General features: G+C 32.1%; 20 protein-coding genes. 17 read left to right on the forward strand and 3 right to left on the reverse strand.

Going from position 1 to position 22,399, the window contains the following annotated elements:
* The first annotated feature begins 82 nt into the window (after window positions 1–82).
* The 17 genes from FLAK523_RS10640 (at window position 83) to FLAK523_RS10720 (ending at window position 19,664) form a co-directional block, all read left to right on the forward strand.
* Window positions 83–3,271 carry a carboxypeptidase regulatory-like domain-containing protein gene (locus tag FLAK523_RS10640; protein ID WP_248903302.1) on the forward strand — a complete coding sequence of 1,063 codons (3,189 nt, stop codon included), beginning with the start codon at window positions 83–85 and terminating at the stop codon, window positions 3,269–3,271.
* A gap of 146 nt (window positions 3,272–3,417) precedes the next feature.
* Complete coding sequence (locus tag FLAK523_RS10645; protein ID WP_248903303.1) at window positions 3,418–3,891, forward strand: DUF6495 family protein; 474 nt, start codon at window positions 3,418–3,420, stop codon at window positions 3,889–3,891.
* 77 nt (window positions 3,892–3,968) lie between these two features.
* A complete protein-coding gene (ligA, locus tag FLAK523_RS10650; protein WP_248903304.1) occupies window positions 3,969–5,972 on the forward strand; it encodes an NAD-dependent DNA ligase LigA in 2,004 nt (667 codons plus the stop codon).
* A gap of 12 nt (window positions 5,973–5,984) precedes the next feature.
* A complete protein-coding gene (locus tag FLAK523_RS10655) occupies window positions 5,985–6,698 on the forward strand; it encodes a hypothetical protein (RefSeq protein WP_248903305.1) in 714 nt (237 codons plus the stop codon).
* 188 nt (window positions 6,699–6,886) lie between these two features.
* On the forward strand, window positions 6,887–7,405 hold the full coding sequence (locus tag FLAK523_RS10660) for a hypothetical protein (protein ID WP_248903306.1): 519 nt from the start codon (window positions 6,887–6,889) through the stop codon (window positions 7,403–7,405).
* Between the two features lie 7 nt (window positions 7,406–7,412).
* Complete coding sequence (gene dapA, locus FLAK523_RS10665; RefSeq protein WP_248903307.1) at window positions 7,413–8,294, forward strand: 4-hydroxy-tetrahydrodipicolinate synthase; 882 nt, start codon at window positions 7,413–7,415, stop codon at window positions 8,292–8,294.
* A 136-nt stretch (window positions 8,295–8,430) separates the two neighbouring features.
* A complete protein-coding gene (locus tag FLAK523_RS10670; RefSeq protein ID WP_248903308.1) occupies window positions 8,431–9,225 on the forward strand; it encodes an outer membrane protein assembly factor BamD in 795 nt (264 codons plus the stop codon).
* An 8-nt stretch (window positions 9,226–9,233) separates the two neighbouring features.
* The gene (locus tag FLAK523_RS10675; RefSeq protein ID WP_026709525.1) at window positions 9,234–9,551 is read left to right on the forward strand and encodes a DNA-directed RNA polymerase subunit omega; all 318 of its coding nucleotides are present in this window, start codon (window positions 9,234–9,236) and stop codon (window positions 9,549–9,551) included.
* A 7-nt stretch (window positions 9,552–9,558) separates the two neighbouring features.
* Window positions 9,559–10,770 (forward strand): bifunctional phosphopantothenoylcysteine decarboxylase/phosphopantothenate--cysteine ligase CoaBC, encoded by a 1,212-nt coding sequence (coaBC, locus tag FLAK523_RS10680; RefSeq protein ID WP_248903309.1) that lies wholly within the window; start codon window positions 9,559–9,561, stop codon window positions 10,768–10,770.
* Window positions 10,763–11,647 (forward strand): DUF4835 family protein, encoded by an 885-nt coding sequence (locus tag FLAK523_RS10685; protein ID WP_248903310.1) that lies wholly within the window; start codon window positions 10,763–10,765, stop codon window positions 11,645–11,647. Before coaBC ends, FLAK523_RS10685 begins: the two co-directional genes overlap by 8 nt.
* 55 nt (window positions 11,648–11,702) lie before the next feature.
* A complete protein-coding gene (recN, locus tag FLAK523_RS10690; RefSeq protein ID WP_248903311.1) occupies window positions 11,703–13,355 on the forward strand; it encodes a DNA repair protein RecN in 1,653 nt (550 codons plus the stop codon).
* A gap of 106 nt (window positions 13,356–13,461) precedes the next feature.
* Window positions 13,462–14,652 (forward strand): enoyl-ACP reductase FabV, encoded by a 1,191-nt coding sequence (gene fabV / locus FLAK523_RS10695; RefSeq protein ID WP_248903312.1) that lies wholly within the window; start codon window positions 13,462–13,464, stop codon window positions 14,650–14,652.
* Window positions 14,653–14,774: 122 nt separating this feature from the next.
* Window positions 14,775–15,584: an enoyl-ACP reductase gene (locus FLAK523_RS10700; RefSeq protein ID WP_248908086.1), complete on the forward strand. Its 810-nt coding sequence runs from the start codon at window positions 14,775–14,777 to the stop codon at window positions 15,582–15,584.
* A 123-nt stretch (window positions 15,585–15,707) separates the two neighbouring features.
* Window positions 15,708–16,706 carry a glycosyltransferase family 2 protein gene (locus FLAK523_RS10705; RefSeq protein WP_248903313.1) on the forward strand — a complete coding sequence of 333 codons (999 nt, stop codon included), beginning with the start codon at window positions 15,708–15,710 and terminating at the stop codon, window positions 16,704–16,706.
* A gap of 1 nt (window position 16,707) precedes the next feature.
* Window positions 16,708–17,304 (forward strand): dephospho-CoA kinase, encoded by a 597-nt coding sequence (gene coaE / locus FLAK523_RS10710; protein WP_248903314.1) that lies wholly within the window; start codon window positions 16,708–16,710, stop codon window positions 17,302–17,304.
* A 59-nt stretch (window positions 17,305–17,363) separates the two neighbouring features.
* Window positions 17,364–18,947: a sensor histidine kinase KdpD gene (locus tag FLAK523_RS10715; RefSeq protein ID WP_248903315.1), complete on the forward strand. Its 1,584-nt coding sequence runs from the start codon at window positions 17,364–17,366 to the stop codon at window positions 18,945–18,947.
* A 3-nt stretch (window positions 18,948–18,950) separates the two neighbouring features.
* On the forward strand, window positions 18,951–19,664 hold the full coding sequence (locus tag FLAK523_RS10720; protein ID WP_248903316.1) for a response regulator transcription factor: 714 nt from the start codon (window positions 18,951–18,953) through the stop codon (window positions 19,662–19,664).
* Window positions 19,665–19,706: 42 nt separating this feature from the next.
* On the opposite strand, the gene FLAK523_RS10725 is transcribed toward FLAK523_RS10720, so the two are convergent.
* From FLAK523_RS10725 to FLAK523_RS10735, 3 genes are all read right to left on the reverse strand, one after another.
* Window positions 19,707–20,447 carry an acyl-[acyl-carrier-protein] thioesterase gene (locus FLAK523_RS10725; protein WP_248903317.1) on the reverse strand — a complete coding sequence of 247 codons (741 nt, stop codon included), beginning with the start codon at window positions 20,445–20,447 and terminating at the stop codon, window positions 19,707–19,709.
* A gap of 8 nt (window positions 20,448–20,455) precedes the next feature.
* The gene (miaA, locus tag FLAK523_RS10730; RefSeq protein WP_248903318.1) at window positions 20,456–21,382 is read right to left on the reverse strand and encodes a tRNA (adenosine(37)-N6)-dimethylallyltransferase MiaA; all 927 of its coding nucleotides are present in this window, start codon (window positions 21,380–21,382) and stop codon (window positions 20,456–20,458) included.
* A gap of 156 nt (window positions 21,383–21,538) precedes the next feature.
* Window positions 21,539–22,378, reverse strand: coding sequence for an ion transporter (locus FLAK523_RS10735; RefSeq protein ID WP_248903319.1), 840 nt, complete (start codon window positions 22,376–22,378; stop codon window positions 21,539–21,541).
* Window positions 22,379–22,399 lie beyond the last annotated feature (21 nt).

Here is a 22,399-nt window from a genome sequence, read left to right on the forward strand (position 1 = left end):
TTGTTAAAAAAAAATGAAAATCACTCCTCGGAGTGATTTTTTTTTGCTTAATTTTGCACCAAATTAATTCATAATCAAACAAATGAAAAAAATTATCGCTTTATTGTTTATTGTATTTGGAACCCATATTATGATGGGACAAACGACAACTTCTAGCATTAAGGGAATTGTAAAAAGTTCGGATGCTGAATTACTGCCAGGCGCAAATGTACTGGCTATTCATACACCAACAGGATCTAAATATTCCGCATTATCAAATGCTGATGGTAGATTTAATATGTTGAACATGAGAATAGGTGGGCCATACAAGGTCGTGGTTTCATTTATTGGTTTTCAAGATCAAGAATTCAACGATGTATATCTTGAATTAGGAAAAGCTTTTAGTTTAGACGTTCTTTTAAAAGATTCAAGTCAAGAACTTAAAGAAGTTAAAATTACAACTTCTAAAAACAAAGTATTTGAAAGCGGCCGTACTGGTGCAGAAACTACTATTGGAAGAAGAGAATTAGCTGCTTTGCCAACTATTTCCAGATCTGCTGAAGATTTTACACGTATGGAGCCAAGCGCAAGTGGTGGTTCTTTTGGTGGTAGAAATGATCAATACAATAGCTACTCTTTAAATGGTGCTGTTTTTAATAATCCTTTCGGATTAGATGCTGCAACTCCAGGAGGACAAACGGGGTCTCAACCTATTTCATTAGATGCTATCGACCAAATTCAGGTTGCTACTGCTCCTTATGATGTTACCTTGTCTGGTTTTACAGGTGCTTCGGTAAATGCTGTTACTAAATCAGGTACAAATGAATTTCACGGAACTGCTTATAGCTTTTTTAGAAATCAAGATTTAACTGGTAGTAAGATTAAAGGAGAAAAAATATTTGTTCCTTCATTAGAACAAACTCAAGCAGGTGTAAGTTTTGGTGGTCCAATTATCAAAGATAAATTGTTCTTTTTCGCCAATTATGAAATCGACAAAAGAAGTGATTTAGGATCTAATTTTGTTGCTAATAATAATAATGGTTCAACTGACGTAAATGAATCAAGAGTTTTAGAATCAGATTTAATGGCTGTTTCTAATGCGTTAAATTTATTAGGATACAACCCAGGTGCTTACCAAGGTTTTACTCATAACTCTGATTCTAATAAAGGAGTTATTAAGATTGACTGGAATATTAATGATGATCATAAACTAGCAGTTATTTATAATTTCTTGAATGCATCTAAAGACAAACCTGCTCACCCAACAGCTTTAGGGTTTAGAGGGCCAAATTCTTCTATTCTTCAATTTGAAAAATCGGGATATCAAATAAACAATGAATTAGATTCATTTTTAGTTGAATTAAATTCGAAATTCAGTGAAACTGTTTCGAATAAATTACAAGCAGGTTATACTCATTTTAATGACTATAGAAGACCTTTCTCAACTCCAGCTCCAATTATTAATATTCAGGATGGATCAGGTTCTAATTATATAATTGCAGGACACGAACCATTTTCTATTAACAATACATTAGATCAAAAGGTTCTTCAAATTACAAATAATTTGAATTATGTTACCGGAGATCATACTTTTACTTTTGGTACTTCATTTGAGAAATATCAATTTAAGAATTCATTTAACTTAACAGCTTTTGAAAATTTCGGAACTTTCGGAACTTTAGGAAATTATAAAGGTTTATTCAGCCCTTATTCAAGTGTTAATGAATTTTTATTAGATGCTGCAGCTCCTTTAGCTACAAGTTTTATTAAACAAAATCTTATTTATGCTCAAAACCAGTCTAATTCATTAAATTCTTTTGGAGTTGGTGAGGATAAAGGTTTTAAATTAGCTGAATTAAATGTTGGACAATTAGCATTTTATGTTCAAGACGATTGGAATATCACAGAAGATTTTAAATTATCTTTAGGTTTAAGAGCTGATAAGCCGTTGTATTTTGATACAGCTGATTTAATCCAAAAGTATATCAATACAGATAATGGTGCTTCAAGAGACAATCTAAAAGACTATTTTGATCCTGAAACTAATGCTGCGGTTAAATTAATTTCTACAACTTTACCAAGTAAAAGTATTCTATGGTCTCCAAGATTAGGATTCAATTGGGATGTTAAAGGGGATAGAACTTTACAAGTACGTGGTGGTACAGGTATCTTTACTGGGAAACTACCATTTGTATGGTTAGGTAATCAGGTAAGTGGTTCAGATGATGGTTTTTTCCAAATTATGGATAAAGATTTCAAATGGCCACAAGTTTGGAGAACAAGTTTAGGATTGGATAAAAAGTTGGCTGATAACTATATTGTTACTCTTGACTTATCATACAATAAAGATATTAACGGAGTTCACGTTCAAAACTGGGGATTAAGAGTTCCAACAAGTACTTTGGTTGGATCTGATTCAAGAGCTATTTACAGAGCTTCTGATAAAGGAACAAACAGTGCTTATGTAATGACAAATTCTAATAAAGGAAGTGTTTTCAATACTTCTGTTAAAGTTCAAAAGAACTTTGATAATGGTTTGTATGCTAGTTTAGCTTATAACTTTTTAGTTGCAAAAGATGTGAATTCTATTGAAGCTGAAATTACTGGTGATGCTTTTGCTTTTAATCCAGCTGTTGGAAATGTAAATAATGCAGTATTGTCTAATTCTAAATATGGAGACAGAAACCGTTTTATTGGTATTGCTTCTAAAAAATGGAAATACGGTACTAATGATAAATGGGCGACTACAGTTTCTACATTCTTTGAATATGCTCAAGGAGGTCGTTTTAATTATATTTATGGTGGAGACATCAATAATGATGGTTCTGGAACAAATGACTTAATTTATGTTCCAACAACTGCACAAATTGCTGGAATGACATTTACTGGAGGTCCAAGTCAAGGTGTTGCTTATGATAAATTCATTAGTCAAGATGATTATTTAAGTGGAAGAAGAGGACAGTATGCTGAGCGTTACGGAGCTTTATCTCCTTGGAGAGGAAAATGGGATTTTAAATTTATGCAAGATTATAACTTTAAAATATCTTCATCTTCTGAGAAAAAGAATACTATTCAATTCAGTATTGATGTGTTAAACTTAGGAAACTTACTTAACTCTGACTGGGGTATAGTGCAAGTACCTACAAATGTACAGCCAATAGGTGTTTCTGTTGATCCAAATACAAATATACCAACATATACATTTAACGGTACGCAGACTAAGACCTTTAATTATGACGCTAGTTTATTGTCAAGATGGCAAGCGCAATTTGGAATTAGATATATTTTCTAATCATAAAATACAATAGGGAAAGCCTTCTTGAAAAAGAAGGCTTTTTTTTGGTTAAATTTTTTTAAATTAGCGGCTTCTAAATCTTTTATTATTCAAATGGATAATATCAGGTGATAGATGAAATAAGCATTAATCAACAAATTATAATGAAATACTCAAGATTAACAAAAGAACAGTTTGAGGAATTGAATCAGGAATTCAGTAACTTTTTAGCTACTCAGGCTATTGATAAAGGGGAATGGGATAAAATTAAAGCAGAGAAACCTGAAGTTGCTGAACAAGAATTAGATGTTTTTTCAGATTTGATTTGGGAAGGTGTTTTAACAAAAACCGAATATTTAGAACATTTTTCTAAGAACCATATATTTTTGTTTCAAAGTTTTGATACACATGTTCAATCAATTGTTCTTAAATCTTTAGACACTGATGTTGACTTTTTGTCTAAGGATGGATTGCAATGGTTGAGTGATAATATGTTCACAGATACCATTGAAATGAAAGTTGGAAAAAAGGAATTTACTGAAGAACGCAATAGTTCTCTTTTTGCATTAATTCAACAAGGCGCTTTTTTAAGTGATGGTCAATTATTCAAACAAATAAATTCAATTATTGAAGCTTAAATTTAATGATCTTTCTTAAAAATTGGTTATTTTAGTACGCGAAATTCAAGTACTAAAATAGCCAATTTTTATTTTCTATGGATATTAAACAAACCATCCAAAACTTAAGAGAAGAACTTAATCTTCATAATTATAATTATTACGTCTTAGATAATCCTACGATATCTGATTATGAGTTTGATATGAAATTGAAGGAGCTTCAAGGTTTGGAATATAAGCATCCTGAATATTTTGACGCTAATTCTCCTTCACAGCGTGTTGGAGGTACTATTACTAAAAATTTTCAAACTATTCCTCATGAATACCGAATGTATTCATTGGATAATTCCTACTCTAAAGTGGATTTGCTAGATTGGGAAATAAAAATTCAAAAAGTACTGGGAGATGTTCCCTTAGAATATACCTGTGAATTAAAATACGATGGAGCATCAATTAGCATAACCTATGAAAATGGGGAGCTAAAACGTGCCCTTACTAGAGGAGATGGTTTTCAGGGTGATGATGTAACTAATAATGTAAAAACAATTAGATCCATTCCATTAAAGCTTAAGGGAAACTTTCCTGAAAAATTTGATGTGCGCGGTGAAATTATTTTGCCTTTCGCTGGATTCGAAAAAATGAATCAAGAATTAATTGAAATAGGGGAAACTCCTTATTCTAATCCAAGAAATACAGCTTCTGGAAGTTTGAAATTACAAAACAGCGCGGAGGTTTCCAAGAGACCTTTAGATTGTTTATTGTATTTTCTAGTAGGTACTAATTTGCCTTTTAATTCCCAGTTTGAAGGTTTGGATAATGCACGGAAATGGGGTTTTAAAGTTCCTAAAGAGGCTAAACTTGCTAATAATATGCAAGAAGTTTTTGAGTTTGTTGATTATTGGGATGTACATCGTCATACACTTCCTTATGAAACCGATGGTGTTGTTGTAAAAGTAAATCAGCTACAGTATCAAGATGAATTGGGATATACCGCTAAATCACCTCGATGGGCAATTGCTTATAAATTCAAATCAGAACAAGTTTCTACAAAACTTAATTCCATTTCTTATCAAGTAGGAAGAACGGGTGCTATTACTCCAGTAGCTAATTTGGAACCAGTTCAATTAGCAGGAACCATTGTTAAAAGAGCGTCTTTGCATAATGCAGACCAAATTGAGAAATTAGATATCCGAGTAGGTGATGAAGTTTTTGTAGAAAAAGGAGGTGAAATTATACCCAAAATTATTGCTGTAGATTTAACTAAACGCCCTGAGAATTCACAAAAAACCATATATATTACGCATTGTCCAGAATGCCAGTCGGAATTAATACGCAATGAAGGGGAAGCGAATCATTATTGCCCTAATTTTTACGGCTGTCCTCCACAAATTATTGGTAGGATTCAACATTATATCTCGCGTAAAGCAATGGATATAGAAGGCCTTGGCGGGGAAACTGTTGCCTTGCTTTATAATAACGGATTGGTTCAAAACTATGCTGATTTGTATGATTTAAGAGTTGAACAAATTCTTCCTTTAGAAAGAATGGCGCAAAAATCAGCCGAAAATTTAGTCAATGGTGTCGAAGTTTCTAAAAACATTCCTTTCGAACGTGTATTGTATGCCCTTGGAATTCGTTTTGTAGGGGAAACAGTTGCTAAAAAATTAGCCAAGCATTACAAAAATATTGATGCATTAAGTAAGGCTACTTTTATGGATTTAGTATTAGTTGACGAAATAGGAGAGAGGATAGCCCAAAGCTTAATCGAATTTTTCGAAAATATTGAAAACAGAATAATTATAGAAAGGTTAAAAGGTTACGGACTACAGTTTGAAGTTGTTGAAGTAATTAATTTGAATGCCACTGATAAACTTTTAGGGAAGACCCTCGTTGTTTCAGGTGTTTTTGAGCAGTATTCAAGAGATGATTTAAAAAAAGCAATCGAAGATAATGGTGGGAAAGTGGGGAGTTCTATTTCTGCTAAAACGGATTATGTTGTAGCCGGAGAAAATATGGGTCCTGCAAAATTAGAAAAAGCAAAAAAACTAAATATCCCTATTATTTCTGAAACTGAATTTATGGAACTTATTTATGAAAACTAAATATACGCTCAAATGAATATTTTGAAAAGCGAAAATGTTTTGGGAAAATGGTTGACTACCTGTTATTTTGTATTTGCTTTTGTGGAAGTAATTGCAGAATATTATTTCTGTAAACCTATTCTTTTTATTTTTAAACCATTAATGTTTGTACCATTAGTGATTCTTTATTGGAAGAATTCAAAAGAGAGAAGTTATATTTTTTTTGGAATTATTTTCTTTTTGTTAATTACAAATGTTTTTTTTATTCCCAATACAGAAGGTATGCTTTACATAGGCGCTGTTGCTTATCTGTTTCATCGTGTTTTGATGATTCTCTATATTATAAGACTAAGTAAGCTCAGGGATTATTTCCCAGTGTTAATTGGGGTTATTCCCTTTTTGTTTTTTTTCTTTTATTTATTGAGTATTTCAGGCGAATTACCTAAAGATAGCTTGGTTGTGTTAGTTCTTCAAAACATTTTAATGTCTATTCTCGGTGGCATGATTCTGTCTTTTTATATGATGAAGGGAAGTCTATATAACTCATGGATTTTGATATTTGGTTTATTATCTGTATCTGTTTATTTTGTTGTATTTGTGGAAAAAGTGTATCTCAATCATTTATCTCTTATAGTTTTTAGGCCTTTAGCAATGATTTTAAATACGATGGTATATTACACTTTTTATCGATTTGTTATGGAATTTGAAAATAAAAATGCAGGTTCTAAGGAATTATTCGTCAATTGATTTTAACTTTTGTTTTCTAATAAAAGCTATGTCGTTGTTATTTATATTGTTAATGATCTTTAGTAAGTTTGAAAACACAAATAAATGTTAAGGATATAACAAATAGTTTAAAAAATCCCTTTTACTTTTTTAGATTTACCATTTTAAATGCAACCTAAATATCTAATTTTGCAAACAATTAAATAGCTATGTTTTTAAATTATTTAAAAAATATTTCTGTAAAGAGATCTTTAAAAAACCGTTTGCATAATGTAGCTAACAACGGTCTTTCGGGGCCTGTTGAAACTATAGGTGTTCTTATTGATGAAAGTTTATTTAAAGAAAAAGAAGCTTTAGTGCAAGAGTTAATTAAATCTGGTTTTTTAGAGAGCAATATAAAAGTTATAGTTTACAGTGATAAGTTTAAAAAAAACAGGATTTATTCCCAGCCTACTTTTGGCTTGGCACATCTAAATTGGAGAGCTGAAATTACAAATGTGGCAATAAATAGTTTTATCAATGAGAATTTTGATTTATTGATTAGTTATTATGATGTTGAAAAAGCAATTTTGTTGCTAGTCACTAATAATTCCAAAGCAAAATTTAAAATTGGATTTTCATCTATAGACAAGAGATTAAATCATTTGGTAATCGATACGAATGTTGGGAATTACAAAGTTTTCGTTCATGAATTATTTAAGTATTTAAAAATATTAAACAAAATATAAATTTATTATGCAATCATTAATAGGAACTGGTGTTGCCCTTGTAACTCCATTTAAAGAAGATTTTTCAATAGATACTGAGGCATTGACAAGAATTGTTAATTTTTCAGTAGATGGTGGAATTGAATATTTGGTAATATTAGGTACAACGGCAGAAAACGCCACTTTATCACAAGCAGAAAAAGAATTAGTGATAAAGACGGTTGTAGATAGTAACAAAGGGAGATTGCCTTTAGTACTTGGGGTAGGTGGTAATAACACAATGAAAGTAGTTGAAGAACTTAAAACAAGGGATTTATCTGCATTTGAAGCAATTCTTTCAGTTTCGCCATATTATAATAAACCAACACAGGAAGGGATTTATCAACATTTTAAAGCGGTATCCGAAGCTTCTCCAATTCCAGTTATAATATACAATGTGCCTGGTAGAACAGCGAGTAATATGTTGCCTGCAACCGTTTTGCGCCTAGCTAATGATTTCAAGAATATTGTTGCTATAAAAGAAGCTGCCGGTGACATTGTACAAGCAATGCAAATTATAAAAGACAAACCAAAAGATTTTCTTGTAATTTCAGGGGATGATATGATTGCTTTACCAATGGTTTTAGCAGGTGGTTCGGGTGTTATTTCCGTAATTGGACAGGGATTTCCAAAAGAATTTTCTGAAATGATTCGTTTAGGATTAAATCACAAGGTGGTTGATGCCTATAAAATTCACTATCTTTTAGCTGATAGCATTGACATGATTTTTGAGCAGGGGAATCCTGCAGGAATCAAACAGTTGTTTCAGGCATTGGGTATAGCGGAAAACACAGTGCGTTTGCCTTTGGTAAAAGTAGATGAATCTTTGGCCAATAGATTAAGTGAATTCGTTGAGAAAATATATAAATAAGCATCAAAAACACTGCTTTTTTTTAAGCAAATAAATATTTTGTAGTAGCTAAATTAATGACTAAATTTGTCACCGAAACTTCGGTATGATTTTTTGTTGCTATTTAGTAAGCAATTAATCATAAAAAAAGAAAAAAATGAAAAAAATAATATCTCTATTGTTTGTTGTTGCCCTTTTTTGTTCTTGTAATGAATACCAAAAAGCAATTAAGAACGACGATGTTGCCGTTAAATTTGCAACAGCAACTACATTATACGAGGCAGGGAAATATTCAAAAGCGATTCGTCTTTTTGAACAAATTGCACCAAGTTATAGAGGTAAACCTCAGGCTGAAAAATTATTTTACATGTTTGCACAGTCTTACTATAATACAAAACAGTATACTTTATCAGGATACCAGTTTGAGAGTTTTGCTTCCGGTTACCCAAAAAGCGAAAAGATACAGGAAGCATCTTATTTAGGTGCCAAAAGTTACTCCATGTTATCTCCAGAATACAGTTTAGATCAAACAGACACGCACAAAGCGATTGATAAATTACAAATTTTTATTGATAAATATCCTAATTCAGAGTATTTAAAAGAAGCGAATGAGTCAGTAAAAACGCTACGTGAGAAATTAGAGAAAAAAGTGTATGAAAATGCAAAGGGATACAATACCATATCAGATTATAAATCGGCATTAGTTGCTTTTGATAATTTTATTGCTGACTATCCTGGAACACCTTTCAAAGAAGACGCTTTATATTATAAATTAGATTCAGCTTATAAACTGGCAATCAACAGTATTCCTTCAAAAATTGAAGAAAGATTGATTGTCGCTAAATCAGCACATTCGAATTTAATAAAATTTAATGAGAATTCCCAATACAAAGAAAAAGCGAGCCAAATGTTGGTTCGAATTGAAAATGATCTACAAAAAATTACTAAATAAATAAAGTCATGGATTTAAAAAAGACGAATGCTCCAGTAAACACAATAACTTACAATAAAACAGTTATTGAAGAACCTACTGGTAATGTGTATGAAGCGATAACCATTATGGCTAAAAGAGCAAATCAAATCAATTCTGAAATCAAAAAAGAATTGACTGAAAAATTAGAAGAATTTGCTACATATAATGACAGTCTTGAAGAAGTTTTTGAAAATAAAGAACAAATTGAAGTTTCAAAATTCTATGAAAAATTGCCTAAGCCTCACGCTTTAGCAGTTCAAGAATGGTTAGACGGTAAAATTTACCATAGAGATTCAAATAAATAATACTACGATGTCAGTTTTAAGCGGTAAGAAAATTTTACTTGGGGTTTCCGGTGGGATTGCCGCCTATAAAACGGCTGCATTAGTACGACTTTTTATAAAAGCAGGTGCACATGTCCAAGTGATAATGACACCTGCTTCTAAGGATTTTGTAACCCCTCTTACATTATCCACCCTTTCCAAAAACGCGGTGCATTCTTCTTTTTTTAATGAAGATGGAGAGAATGAGCAGTGGAATAACCACGTTGAATTAGGTCTTTGGGCTGATTTAATGCTAGTTGCCCCGGCTACGGCAAATACCATGTCAAAAATGGCCAATGGTACTTGCGACAATCTTTTGGTAGCAACTTATTTGTCTGCTAAATGTCCCGTGTATTTTGCTCCGGCAATGGATTTGGATATGTACAAACATCCTTCTACAATTTTAAGTTTTAACGCGCTTCAGCAATTTGGGAATACAATAATTCCTGCCGAAAGCGGTGAGCTTGCTAGTGGTCTTTCAGGTGAAGGTAGAATGGCTGAACCGGAAAACATCGTTGCTTTTATTGAAGCCGATTTAGAAAGCAAATTACCTTTAAAAGGAAAAAAAATACTAATTACGGCTGGTCCCACATACGAAGCTATAGATCCAGTACGTTTTATAGGAAATCATTCCTCTGGAAAAATGGGTTTTGATATTGCAAAAAGTGCTGCTAATTTAGGTGCTTCCGTAATATTAGTTTCAGGACCAACAAATTTTAAAGTAAATCATTCTTTAATACAAGTGATTAATGTGGTTTCGGCTCAGGATATGTATGAAGCTTGTCACGAATATTTTGATAAAGTAGATGTCGCTATAGCTGCAGCAGCAGTTGCCGATTACAGGCCTAAACATGTAGCTACTCAAAAAATTAAAAAAAACGAGGATAGTTTTAATATTGAATTAGAAAGAACAAAAGATATTTTAGCTTCTTTAGGACAAATCAAAAAAAATCAGTTTTTAATAGGGTTTGCGCTAGAAACGGAAAATGAAATTGAAAATGCAAAGCTTAAAATCCAGAAAAAAAACTTAGATTTGATAGTTCTCAATTCATTACAGGATTCGGGAGCAGGTTTTGGTAAAAAAACCAATAAGATTACTTTTATCGATAAGAACTTCAATATGGAGCCAATGGAGCTAAAATTGAAAGAAGCTGTAGCCGATGATATTTTAAACAAAGTAATAGCGCATTTTTATGAATAAGATATTTACGTTTTTATTGCTGTTTACTTTTGGGCTTTCTCAAGCGCAACAACTAAATTGTACCGTTACTGTAAATTCACAAAAACTAAGTAATTCGAATCAACAGGTTTTCAAAACCCTTGAAACGGCATTAACTGAATTTGTAAATAAGACGGACTGGACTGGACAGGCATTTAAACAACAAGAGAAAATTAATTGCTCTATGTTCATTACTATTTCATCTAATAACGCTGATCAATTTGTTGCTACTTTACAAGTGCAGTCTTCAAGACCTATTTATAATTCCTCTTATTCATCTCCGGTATTAAACTATAATGATAAAGACTTTAGTTTTAATTATTCGGAATTCGAGAATTTGACTTTTAATCCTACTGCATTCGATTCTAATCTAGTTTCTGTAATAGCTTTTTATAGTTATGTGATTTTAGGAATGGATAATGATAGTTTTGTTTTAAAATCAGGTAACACTTATTTAGAAACAGCACAAAACATTGCGAATGTAGCCCAACAGGGAAGTTATAAAGGTTGGAGTCAGATTGATGGAAATCAAAATCGTTTCTTTTTAATTAACGATTTATTGTCACCAAAATTTTCCGAAATTAGGCAAGCTATATATAATTACCATACTGGTTTAGATTTAATGTCGAAAGATTTAAAATCCGCTAAGGAAAAAATTAAAACGGCATTATTGAATTTAGGTAAACTAAATGCTTCTAGACCTAATGCTTTTTTAACTCGTGTATTTTTTGATGCTAAATCAGATGAAATTGTTTCTATATTCACGGGAGGGCCTAGTATTACTATTAGTGATCTAGTAGAAAGTCTAAGTAAAACTTCCCCTTTAAATTCTAGTAAATGGATAACGATAAAATACTAAATATTTAGTATTTTTAGATTATTACATTCTTTTCCTCATTTCAAATATTATATAAATGATAAGTTCACTTTCAATAAAAAACTATGCTCTTATAGAAAAATTGAGTATCGATTTTTCAAATGGATTTTCAATTATTACCGGAGAAACTGGTGCGGGAAAATCAATAATTTTGGGAGCTTTAGGTTTGGTTTTAGGAAAAAGAGCCGACTTATCTTCTTTAAAAAATAAAGAGGAGAAATGTGTTATCGAAGCTAATTTTGAAATCTCAAAATACAATTTACTTCCTTTTTTTGAAGCCAATGATTTAGATTATGAAAATGATACTATCATCAGGCGTGAAATTTTACCTTCGGGTAAGTCTAGGGCTTTTATAAATGACAGTCCTGTTAATCTTCAGGAACTTCAGGAATTAGGAGTCCATTTAATAGATATTCATTCGCAACATCAAACTCAGGAGCTTTCTGATGAAAATGTACAGTTTGAAATTATAGATGCAATTGCAAATAATCAATCTGCCATTTTAGATTTCCAGGCGCTATTAAAAAGCTATAAGTCTGATAAAACCAAATTGAATTCGCTTCTTAAAAAACAAAGTGATTCTGCAAAAGAGCAGGAATACAATACTTTTTTACTTGATGAATTAGTTTCGGCTCAATTAAAATCAGGGGAACAGGAATTGCTTGAATCTGATTTTGAAAAGTTAAATAATGTTGAAATAATAAAAGAATCCATTGATAAATCTTTGGCTATTGCCAATGAAGAGCAAATTGGAGTTCTGTATAATTTGAATGAGATTAAAGTCTCTTTACAAAAAATCGCCGCTTTTTCACCAGATTATCAATCCTTGTTGGAAAGAACAACAAGCTTGAAAATTGAGCTAGATGATATTTCTGAGGAGTTAAACCGTTGTTCTGAAAAGTTGGTTAATGATCCCGAACAATTAGAACTAATCAGCCAGAAACTACAGTTAATTTATAATTTACAAAAGAAACATCAGGTTTCTACAGTAGATGAATTGATCGAAATCCAAACTAATCTTGAAAATTCTGTTTTGGAATTAGGGAATATTGAAGGGGAAATTAAGGAACTGACGTTTTCAATAGTACAAAAAGGGACTGCTTTAGACTTGATTTCTGAGGAAATTCATAAAAATCGTGAGGTTTCTATTCCGGTTTTATCTAATCAATTAATCAGTATTTTAGATACATTAGGAATGCCTAATGCGCGTTTTAAGATTGCTATAAATGAAACTTCATCTTATTTTGCAAATGGTAAAGATGAACTTCAGTTTTTGTTTTCGGCCAATAAAGGGACTGATTTCGGAATACTGAAGAAAGTGGCTTCAGGAGGAGAGATGTCTAGAATTATGCTTGCCGTTAAAGCTATTTTAGCGCAATATTCAAAATTACCAACATTGATTTTTGACGAAATTGACACAGGGGTTTCCGGCGAAATTGCTAATAAAATGGGTGAAATAATGAAAGAAATGAGTCGCAATATGCAAATTTTTGCCATTACTCATTTACCCCAAATCGCAGCCAAAGGGAATGCTCATTTTAAAGTGTCTAAATCCACTGTTAATGAAGATACTCAATCTGAATTAAAGTTACTTTCAGAGGAGGAACGAGTTGTGGAAATTGCCCAAATGTTATCCGGAACTATTGTTTCGGATTCAGCCTTAAATCACGCAAAAGCCTTGCTGAACTAAAAAAATGCCTTATATTTGTCGATTAAATTGATGCTTTTTACGTATTAAAAACATTGTTTCAGTTGACTTCTTTTAGATAAAAATAAAAAATAATATTTTCAAAATTATGATCATAGAACCTAGAATGAGAGGATTTATTTGTTTGACATCACACCCAACAGGATGCGAGCAAAATGTTAAGAATCAAATCGAATATGTAAAATCAAAAGGCGCTATCAATGGAGCCAAAAAAGTATTAGTTATTGGTGCGTCAACCGGTTTTGGTTTGGCTTCAAGAATATCAAGTGCTTTTGGATCAGATGCAGCAACTATTGGTGTATTTTTTGAAAAACCCCCTACAGCTGGAAAGACAGCTTCTCCGGGTTGGTACAATTCTGCCGCTTTTGAAAAAGAAGCGAAAAATGCAGGATTATATGCAAAAAGTGTAAATGGAGATGCATTTTCGAATGAAGTAAAACAACAAACATTAGACCTTATAAAAGCTGATTTAGGTCAGGTGGATATGGTTATCTACAGTTTGGCTTCTCCTGTTCGTATGCATCCTACAACAGGTGTATTGCACCGTTCAGTATTGAAACCTATTGGAAGTACTTTTACTAATAAAACAGTTGATTTTCACACTGGAAAAGTTTCTGAAATTTCTATCGAGCCTTGTGGTGGTGATGATATTGAAAATACAGTTGCAGTAATGGGTGGTGAAGACTGGGCTATGTGGATAGATGCTTTGAAAGCTGAAAATCTATTAGCTCCTGGAGCAACGACTGTTGCTTATTCTTATATTGGGCCATCATTAACTGAGGCTGTTTATAGAAAAGGAACTATCGGTCGTGCCAAAGACCATCTTGAAGCTACTGCTTTTTCTATCACTGACAGCTTAGCTGATATTCAGGGTAAAGCGTATGTTTCTGTAAATAAAGCTTTGGTTACACAAGCAAGTTCAGCAATTCCAGTTATTCCATTGTATATTTCTTTATTGTATAAAATAATGAAAGAAGAAGGAATTCACGAAGGATGTATTGAGCAAATTCAACGTTTGTATCAAGACAGACTTTTCTCTGGTGCTGCAGTTCCTACGGATGAGAAAGGAAGAATTCGTATCGACGATTTAGAGATGCGTGCTGATGTTCAAGAAAAAATCGGCAAATTATGGCTAGAAGCTACTACTGAAAATTTAGCCGAATTAGGAGATTTAGAAGGATATAGAAGTGATTTCCATAATCTTTTTGGTTTTGGATTTGATGGAGTTGATTACAAAGCTGACACTGACGAAATGGTAAATGTAGAGAGTATCGCATAATCATATAAGGCTAAGATTAATATTTAGTTTTAGTAATGCATCTTAATTTCATAATGGTTTATTCCTTTAGAAATTAAGGTGCATTAGTTTTTTATAAAAATGAGTAAAAATTAATTTCATTTATTATGTATAACTTATTAAAAGGTAAAAGAGGAATCATATTTGGTGCCTTAGATGAAAATTCTATTGCTTGGAAAACTGCCGAACGAGTTCATGAAGAAGGTGGCGTTTTTGTATTGTCGAATGCTCCAGCGGCTATGCGATTAGGAGATATTGATGTTCTTGCCAAAAAGACAAATTCACAAATCATTCCTGCTGATGCTACTTCGGTTGCTGATTTAGAGCTTTTAGTTGATCAGGCAGTGGAGATTCTTGGAGGTAAAATTGATTTTGTTTTGCATTCCATCGGAATGTCCGTAAATGTTAGAAAAGGAAATCATTATACAAACCAAAACTATGATTATACGGAGAAAGGATGGAACGTATCCGCCCTTTCATTTCATAAAGTAATGCAAGTATTGTATAAAAAAGACGCGATGAATGAATGGGGAAGTATCGTGGCTTTGTCTTATATGGCTGCGCAACGCGTATTTCCAGATTATAATGACATGGCTGATAATAAAGCCTACTTAGAGTCAATTGCCCGTAGTTTTGGGTATTTCTTTGGAAGAGATAAAAAGGTAAGAGTAAATACAATTTCGCAATCTCCAACAGATACAAGAGCTGGTAAGGGAGTTAAAGGGTTTGGCGGTTTTATTGCCTTTTCTGAAAAAATGTCTCCTTTAGGAAATGCATCTGCTTTAGATTGCGCTAATTACACCGTGACTTTATTCTCTGATTTGACCAGAAAAGTGACGCTTCAAAATTTGTTGCATGACGGTGGATTTTCTAATATGGGAGTCAGTCAAGGTGTGATGGAAATGTTTGAATAATCAAGAAAATATATTAAGGAATACTAAGAAACATCAATTTATATTGGTGTTTTTTTTAGCGATATAGTATATCTTTGTTAATTAAAATCTTGTTATTATATAATTAATACCACTTTCAAAAATATGTTGTTTTCTTTAATTATACCCGTTTACAATCGTCCTGATGAAGTAGATGAACTTTTGGATAGTTTGTCGAAATCCGATTATAATGAAAAATTTGAAATTGTAATTGTCGAAGACGGATCTTCTCTAAAATGTGAAGATGTGGTAAACAAATACCAAGATAAATTAGATATTTCCTATTATTTCAAGGAAAATTCGGGTCCTGGTGATTCGAGAAATTACGGAATGAAGAAGGCCAAAGGTGATTATTTTATCATCTTTGATTCGGATTGTATTATTCCTGATTCTTATTTAACTGAAGTTGACAAAGCTTTAAAATTGGATTATGTAGATTGTTTTGGGGGTCCTGATAAGGCTTTAGACAGTTTTTCGGATATACAAAAAGCAATTAATTTTGCCATGACTTCTTTTCTTACAACTGGAGGTATTAGAGGAGGTTCAGAAAAAATAGGTAAGTTTCAGCCCAGAAGTTTCAATATGGGATTGTCTAGAGAAGCTTTTATAGCCTCAAATGGTTTTGGAAATATTCATCCTGGAGAAGATCCGGATTTGTCGATACGTTTGTGGAATTTAGGTTTTGAAACTAGATTGTTTTCTAATGCTTATGTGTATCATAAAAGACGTATTGATTGGGATAAATTTTCCGTTCAGGTAAATAAGTTTGGGAAAGCAAGACCAATTTTGAATAGTTGGTACCCAGAATACAACAAGCTTACATTTTTCTTTCCGTCGTTTTTTATTATAGGATTTGCTATAGCGGTGCTTCTGTTAATTTTAACATATGATTTATTACTTAAATTGTATTTTGTTTATTTCTTGGTATTGTTTTTGGTGTCCACATATCAAAATAAAAGTGTTAAAATTGGGTATTTGTCTGTAATTGCGGTTTGGAAACAATTTTATGGATATGGCATTGGTTTTATGGAATCATACATAAAAATTATTATTCAAAAACAGAAGCCAGAAATAGCTTTTCCTGAATTGTTTTTCAAAAAATAATATGACAAAAATAATAGGTTTAACGGGTGGTATTGGAAGCGGTAAAACTACTGTTGCTAATCATTTTCTATCTTTAGGGGTACCTGTGTATATTGCAGATGATCAAGCTAGAAAAATTATGCAAACGGAAGCAGTCAAGAATGCAATTAAAAATGTATTTGGAGTTGTTGTTTTTGATAATGACGTTTTAAATAGGGAAAAGCTGGCAGGAATCGTCTTTAACAATCCTGAAAAATTAGCACTTTTAAATTCCATTGTGCATCCTGCTGTTAAAGAACATTTTGAAAAATGGTTGACTAAACATAAAGATACCCCTTTTATAATATATGAAGCTGCAATATTATTTGAAAGCGGTGGTTTTAAAAATTGCGATTATATTATTACAGTTACGGCTCCCGTAGAGCTAAGAATACAGCGTGTAATGCAAAGAGACAATACAACTAGAGAACTTGTCTTAAAAAGGGTTAATGCACAATGGGATGATGAACAACGCATTACTAAAAGTGATTTTGTCATAAATAACATAAATCCAGGAATTACAAAAGAAGAAGTTGTTAAAATTCTTAAAATTTTAGAGATTAAACAAGTTGAAAGTTGAATGTTAATGTTTGGTTAATGTATTGTCATTTATATTGTTAAAATGTTAAATTTGTGCTGATGAATAAACTTTTTTTTAGGCTTTTGGTTTTGTTAATGAGTTTGTCCCTGATAGGGATAATTCTGGTTCAAGTGTATTGGTTCAATACTTCATTTAAAAATAATGACGAGCAATTTAAATTTCACGTTAAACAAGTTATAGGTAATGTAGCTGATAAACTTCAAAAAAAGGAGTTTTATAGTTTTTTTAATAAGTACAATCAAATAAAAGACAGTACTGGGAAAATCCCTAAAAAAGAGGATTTACTGGAGTTTTATTATGTTCAAAGGAATACCAAAACCAATAAAACGATTGTGTATTCTAATAGTATAATTGCTGAGGATTACAGTATTTCATCATCATCGTTTAACAAAAAATTTAACAATGACAGGTTTAAAAATTTCAGTTCAAGACGTACCACTGAAATTTATAACAATAATGCTATTGATAAATCCAATATGCAGCAAAGCTTATTACCGGATGTAACGATTGAAAAATCAGGAAATTTGGAGGTTTTAGATAAAGCGCAAATGGAAATCTCATACAAAGACCTTGCTTCGGCGACTCCTTTGGATGAGCGGGTTTCAAATGAAGATTTACAAAAATTATTAAAAAGCGAATTAGAAAGCTATGGCGTAAAGACAAAATTTGAGTTTGGTATCTATGGAAATGGTTTATCTACAAAAATTAAGTCAAACGGATTTAAATATGACAAAGAAAACACATACTCGATTCCGATATTTGCTGATAATGAAGGGAATAACAAATATGAATTATTAGTTACATTTCCACATAAAAAGAAATTTTTATTGTCTGAACTGGTTAGTATTACGATACTTTCAATAGTTTTTACTTTAATTATTTTGATTGCCTATTCTAGTGCTTTGAATCAATTGATACGTCAACGTCATATATCAGAGATTAAAACGGATTTCATTAATAATATGACTCATGAGTTTAAAACGCCTATTGCTACTATTAATTTAGCATTGGATGCTATAAAAAACCCAAAAATTATTGATGACAAAGAAAAGGTTTTTAAATACCTGCAAATGATACGGGACGAGAATAAACGGATGCATGCCCAGGTAGAAAATGTGTTGCGAATTTCTAAACTCGAGAAAAAAGAGTTAGATATAGAAAAGGAATCTAGCAATGTTGAAGAGGTAATTAATGATGCTATTGAGCATGTTAATCTTATTTTAGAAGACAGAGAAGGTACTATTACAAGTCATTTTAATGCCAATAGAACCAGTGTATTAATAAACGAAGTTCACTTTACAAATGTGATTGTGAATGTTTTAGAAAATGCCATTAAATATTCTCCGGATATTCCTGAAATTGATGTTTATACTGAGAATGTAAAAGATATGATTCTCATCAAAGTGGTCGACAAGGGTTCAGGAATGAGTAAAGTGGCTCAAAAAAGAGTGTTTGAAAAATTTTATAGAGAACATACCGGTGACCTTCACAATGTTAAAGGACATGGTTTAGGATTAGCGTACGTAAAAAGAATTGTTGAAGACCATCATGGTCAAGTATATGTAGAAAGTGAAAAAGGGAAAGGAAGTACCTTTATAATAAAAATACCACTAATAAATTAATTTATGGAAAATATAAATAAAAGAATCCTTTTAGTTGAAGATGATCTTAATTTTGGAGCAGTGCTTAAAGATTATTTAATGCTGAATGACTTTGATGTAACATTAGCTAAAAACGGAATGGAAGGTTTTGAAAAATTCAAAAAAGAAACCTACGATTTATGTATTCTAGATGTTATGATGCCTTATAAAGATGGATACACTTTAGCCAAGGAAATTAGAGAGAAAAACAGTGAAGTGCCTATCATTTTTCTAACAGCAAAATCGATGAAAGAAGATGTGCTGAAAGGGTATAAGGCAGGAGCTGATGACTACTTGAACAAGCCTTTTGACTCTGAAGTATTGTTGATGAAAATTAAAGCAATTATTCAAAGAAAATCATCTGATTCAAAATCAGAGCAAGTTCAGTTTGAATTCAATATTGGTAAATTTCACCTTAATTCAAAATTGAGATTCTTGACTTTCAATAATGAAGAACCTATCAAATTGTCTCCAAAAGAGAACGAATTGTTAAAGATGTTAATTCTTCATGAAAATGATTTAATGCCTAGAGAATTGGCTCTGACAAAAATATGGAGAGACGATAACTATTTTACTTCAAGAAGTATGGATGTGTATATCGCTAAACTTAGAAAATACCTTAAGCCAGACGAGAATGTGGAAATCCTGAATATTCACGGTGAAGGATTTAGACTGGTTGTTAAAAATAAAACCGTTTAAATATAATAAGGCTCCAAGAAATTGGAGCCTTTGTTTTTTTACTTATTTCAAATTCAATTGCAGTGCAAAACAGTTTTTGTCTTCTTTTGAAATACTAAAAATAACTGATTCTTCGGATGTATTTTCATGAATGATAACCTTGTCCTTCAAAGAAAGCTCTTTCATAAAATTCATTTCGAAACTTTGAATTTCTTGCTTTACAATGATGTTTTCATCAATTAAATCCAAACACCATTCCAGGTATTTTACGTTATTGACATGGTTGACAATATCTAAATCAGATACGAAAACTGTTTTTTCAAAAACAACTTCCTTTGCGGGATTGAGGTTTATTTTTGAAAAAGCTTCAAGTGTAGCTTTGTTTTCAGGGTACAACTCAAAATGTTCGTATGGCAAAGCCAAAGCTTCAGGACGTCTTTTTTCAGTGTTGAAGACTGCCCAAAAAGTTTCGGAACCCACAATTTTTTTTCCATTTAAATACATTTCCAAGGCACGAACAGAACGGGAATTTTCTAATGTATTAATCCAGGTTTTTACAGTAACAATATCTCTCCATTTTGGCAATGCTGTAATTTCAACACGCATTCTACTTAACACCCAAGCTTGATTGAATTCCTGCATATCCGTAAAACTAATACCACCCAGATCAGAGTGTGCAGCTGCAGTCAATTGTAAAAGATTGCATAAATCGGTGTGTTTTAAATAGCCATTAGGGGAACATTGGGTAAAGTTGATTTCCCAATCTTTGCTTAATATGGAGGTGAAATTTGGCGCTATTGGCATATAAATAATTATGAATTATGAATTTTAGTTTTTATATAATTGAAAATAGTTTGGTACGGTGTTTCATAATCAAACCATTTTGTAGATTCGTTTCGTTTGAACCAGGTAAGCTGTCTTTTGGCAAAACGTCTCGTGTTTTTCTTAATTTCTTCTATGGCAAATTCTAATGTGAAATCACCATCAAAATAACTAAACAATTCCCTATAACCCACAGTTTGCAAGGCATTCAGTTCTTTATGTTGATAAACACTTTTGGCCTCAGCTAATAAACCTTCATTCTTCATAGTATCCACACGTTGATTGATGCGGTCGTACATAATGCTTCTTTCGGCTTCAAGACCGATAAGAATAGGAGTAAAGGTTCGCTCATTTTTCTTTTGGTTTAAAAAAGAAGAATAGGGTAATCCTGTACCTATACATACTTCCACAAAACGCATCATTCGTTGTGGGTTTTGTAATGTTTGAGGATTTTCGGTTGTTATTTTTTCAAAATAACCGAAATCAAGTGCTTTCAATTGCTCTTGTAAGTAGGGTATGCCTAATTTTTCATAATTATCATTTACAGCTGTGCGAACAGCAGGATCTATTTCAGGAAATTCATCAAATCCTCTTAAAATAGCATCTACATATAATCCTGAACCACCCACGAGTACAACGTAATCGTTAGATTGATATAATTCATCCAGTTTTGCTAAGGCTTCTTTTTCAAAATCACCAACGGTATAATTTTTAAATACCGATTTGTTTTGGATAAAATGATGGGGTGCTGCGTTTAATTCATCTCGGCTGGGAACTGCCGTTCCTATTGTCATTTCCTTGAAGAATTGTCGACTGTCACAAGAGATAATCTCGCATTTAAAATGATTAGCCACAGCAATGCTTAAGGATGTTTTTCCAATTGCTGTAGGTCCGATAATGGTAATTAGATGTTTCATATTGTATTTTAGCCCTGATGGAAACGAAAACCCCGGACGATTGCAAGTTAGTATTTCTTGATGTAAAAGAGCGACAATAGAAGCTCCTTTTATGTCTTAGAAATACAAATTGAAAGAGGAGGAGTTGTAGTGTACAGCGGGATTAAGCTTCTAATTCTATTTGTTTTCTAAAGTATGTCCACACAGATGACAAAATTTAGCATCCTCAGGATAATCTTCGGTACCGCATCCTTTACACGGATTTTGTGATTCTATAGGAGGATTATTTATTGTTCTTTTTGCGATTTCGGCTGAAACAATTCCCGTTGGTACGGCAATAATTCCATACCCCAATATCATTACAAAAGAAGCGATAAACTGTCCTAAAGGTGTTTGAGGAGAAATATCCCCGTAACCTACTGTTGTCAAAGTTACAATTGTCCAATAAATCGAAGCAGGAATACTTGTAAATCCGCTTTCTTTTCCTTCAACAACATACATAACCGATCCAATAATAATGGTGCTGATAAGTACAAAATAGATAAATACAATGATTTTTCCTTTACTGGCATGTAGAGCTTGTCTAAGTTGTACGGATTGACTAGTAAACTGCGGGTGGTTTAAAATTTTAAACAAACGCAATAATCTCAGTGAACGAACAATAGTTAAAATACTGGTTCCTGTCATAAATAACGATAAATACATAGGTAGTGTGGCAAGCAGATCTATCAGTCCGTAGAAACTAAAAATGTATTTAAAAGGTTTATTGATGGTAAGGATTCTCAATATGTATTCGATGGTAAAAAATGCGGTTATTACCCATTCGAAAAAAAGCAAATAAGCGTGGTATTTTTTATCAAAACCTTCTACGGTTTCCATCATTACCAAAAAAACACTTAATAATATTAAACCTAATAGAATAAGGTCAAATAAACGGCCTGCCTTTGTAGATGTACCATAAATAATGATATATGTTTTATGCTTGAAAAGGTCGTATTTCGATCTTATTTTGTTCATAAATAAGGGATATAATTAAAA

The organism is Flavobacterium sp. K5-23, from assembly GCF_023278045.1.
Classification (GTDB): Bacteria; Bacteroidota; Bacteroidia; order Flavobacteriales; family Flavobacteriaceae; genus Flavobacterium.

Coding starts and splice junctions, on each gene's coding strand:
- fabV (WP_248903312.1), top strand. CDS start 13,462: ATGATCATAGAACCTAGAATGAGAGGATTTATTTGTTTGACATCACAC.
- FLAK523_RS10735 (WP_248903319.1), bottom strand. CDS start 22,378: ATGAACAAAATAAGATCGAAATACGACCTTTTCAAGCATAAAACATAT.
- coaBC (WP_248903309.1), top strand. CDS start 9,559: ATGTCAGTTTTAAGCGGTAAGAAAATTTTACTTGGGGTTTCCGGTGGG.
- FLAK523_RS10715 (WP_248903315.1), top strand. CDS start 17,364: ATGAATAAACTTTTTTTTAGGCTTTTGGTTTTGTTAATGAGTTTGTCC.
- FLAK523_RS10645 (WP_248903303.1), top strand. CDS start 3,418: ATGAAATACTCAAGATTAACAAAAGAACAGTTTGAGGAATTGAATCAG.
- FLAK523_RS10655 (WP_248903305.1), top strand. CDS start 5,985: ATGAATATTTTGAAAAGCGAAAATGTTTTGGGAAAATGGTTGACTACC.
- FLAK523_RS10675 (WP_026709525.1), top strand. CDS start 9,234: ATGGATTTAAAAAAGACGAATGCTCCAGTAAACACAATAACTTACAAT.
- FLAK523_RS10670 (WP_248903308.1), top strand. CDS start 8,431: ATGAAAAAAATAATATCTCTATTGTTTGTTGTTGCCCTTTTTTGTTCT.
- FLAK523_RS10640 (WP_248903302.1), top strand. CDS start 83: ATGAAAAAAATTATCGCTTTATTGTTTATTGTATTTGGAACCCATATT.
- FLAK523_RS10705 (WP_248903313.1), top strand. CDS start 15,708: ATGTTGTTTTCTTTAATTATACCCGTTTACAATCGTCCTGATGAAGTA.
- FLAK523_RS10720 (WP_248903316.1), top strand. CDS start 18,951: ATGGAAAATATAAATAAAAGAATCCTTTTAGTTGAAGATGATCTTAAT.
- miaA (WP_248903318.1), bottom strand. CDS start 21,382: ATGAAACATCTAATTACCATTATCGGACCTACAGCAATTGGAAAAACA.
- ligA (WP_248903304.1), top strand. CDS start 3,969: ATGGATATTAAACAAACCATCCAAAACTTAAGAGAAGAACTTAATCTT.
- coaE (WP_248903314.1), top strand. CDS start 16,708: ATGACAAAAATAATAGGTTTAACGGGTGGTATTGGAAGCGGTAAAACT.
- FLAK523_RS10685 (WP_248903310.1), top strand. CDS start 10,763: ATGAATAAGATATTTACGTTTTTATTGCTGTTTACTTTTGGGCTTTCT.
- FLAK523_RS10725 (WP_248903317.1), bottom strand. CDS start 20,447: ATGCCAATAGCGCCAAATTTCACCTCCATATTAAGCAAAGATTGGGAA.
- dapA (WP_248903307.1), top strand. CDS start 7,413: ATGCAATCATTAATAGGAACTGGTGTTGCCCTTGTAACTCCATTTAAA.
- FLAK523_RS10660 (WP_248903306.1), top strand. CDS start 6,887: ATGTTTTTAAATTATTTAAAAAATATTTCTGTAAAGAGATCTTTAAAA.
- recN (WP_248903311.1), top strand. CDS start 11,703: ATGATAAGTTCACTTTCAATAAAAAACTATGCTCTTATAGAAAAATTG.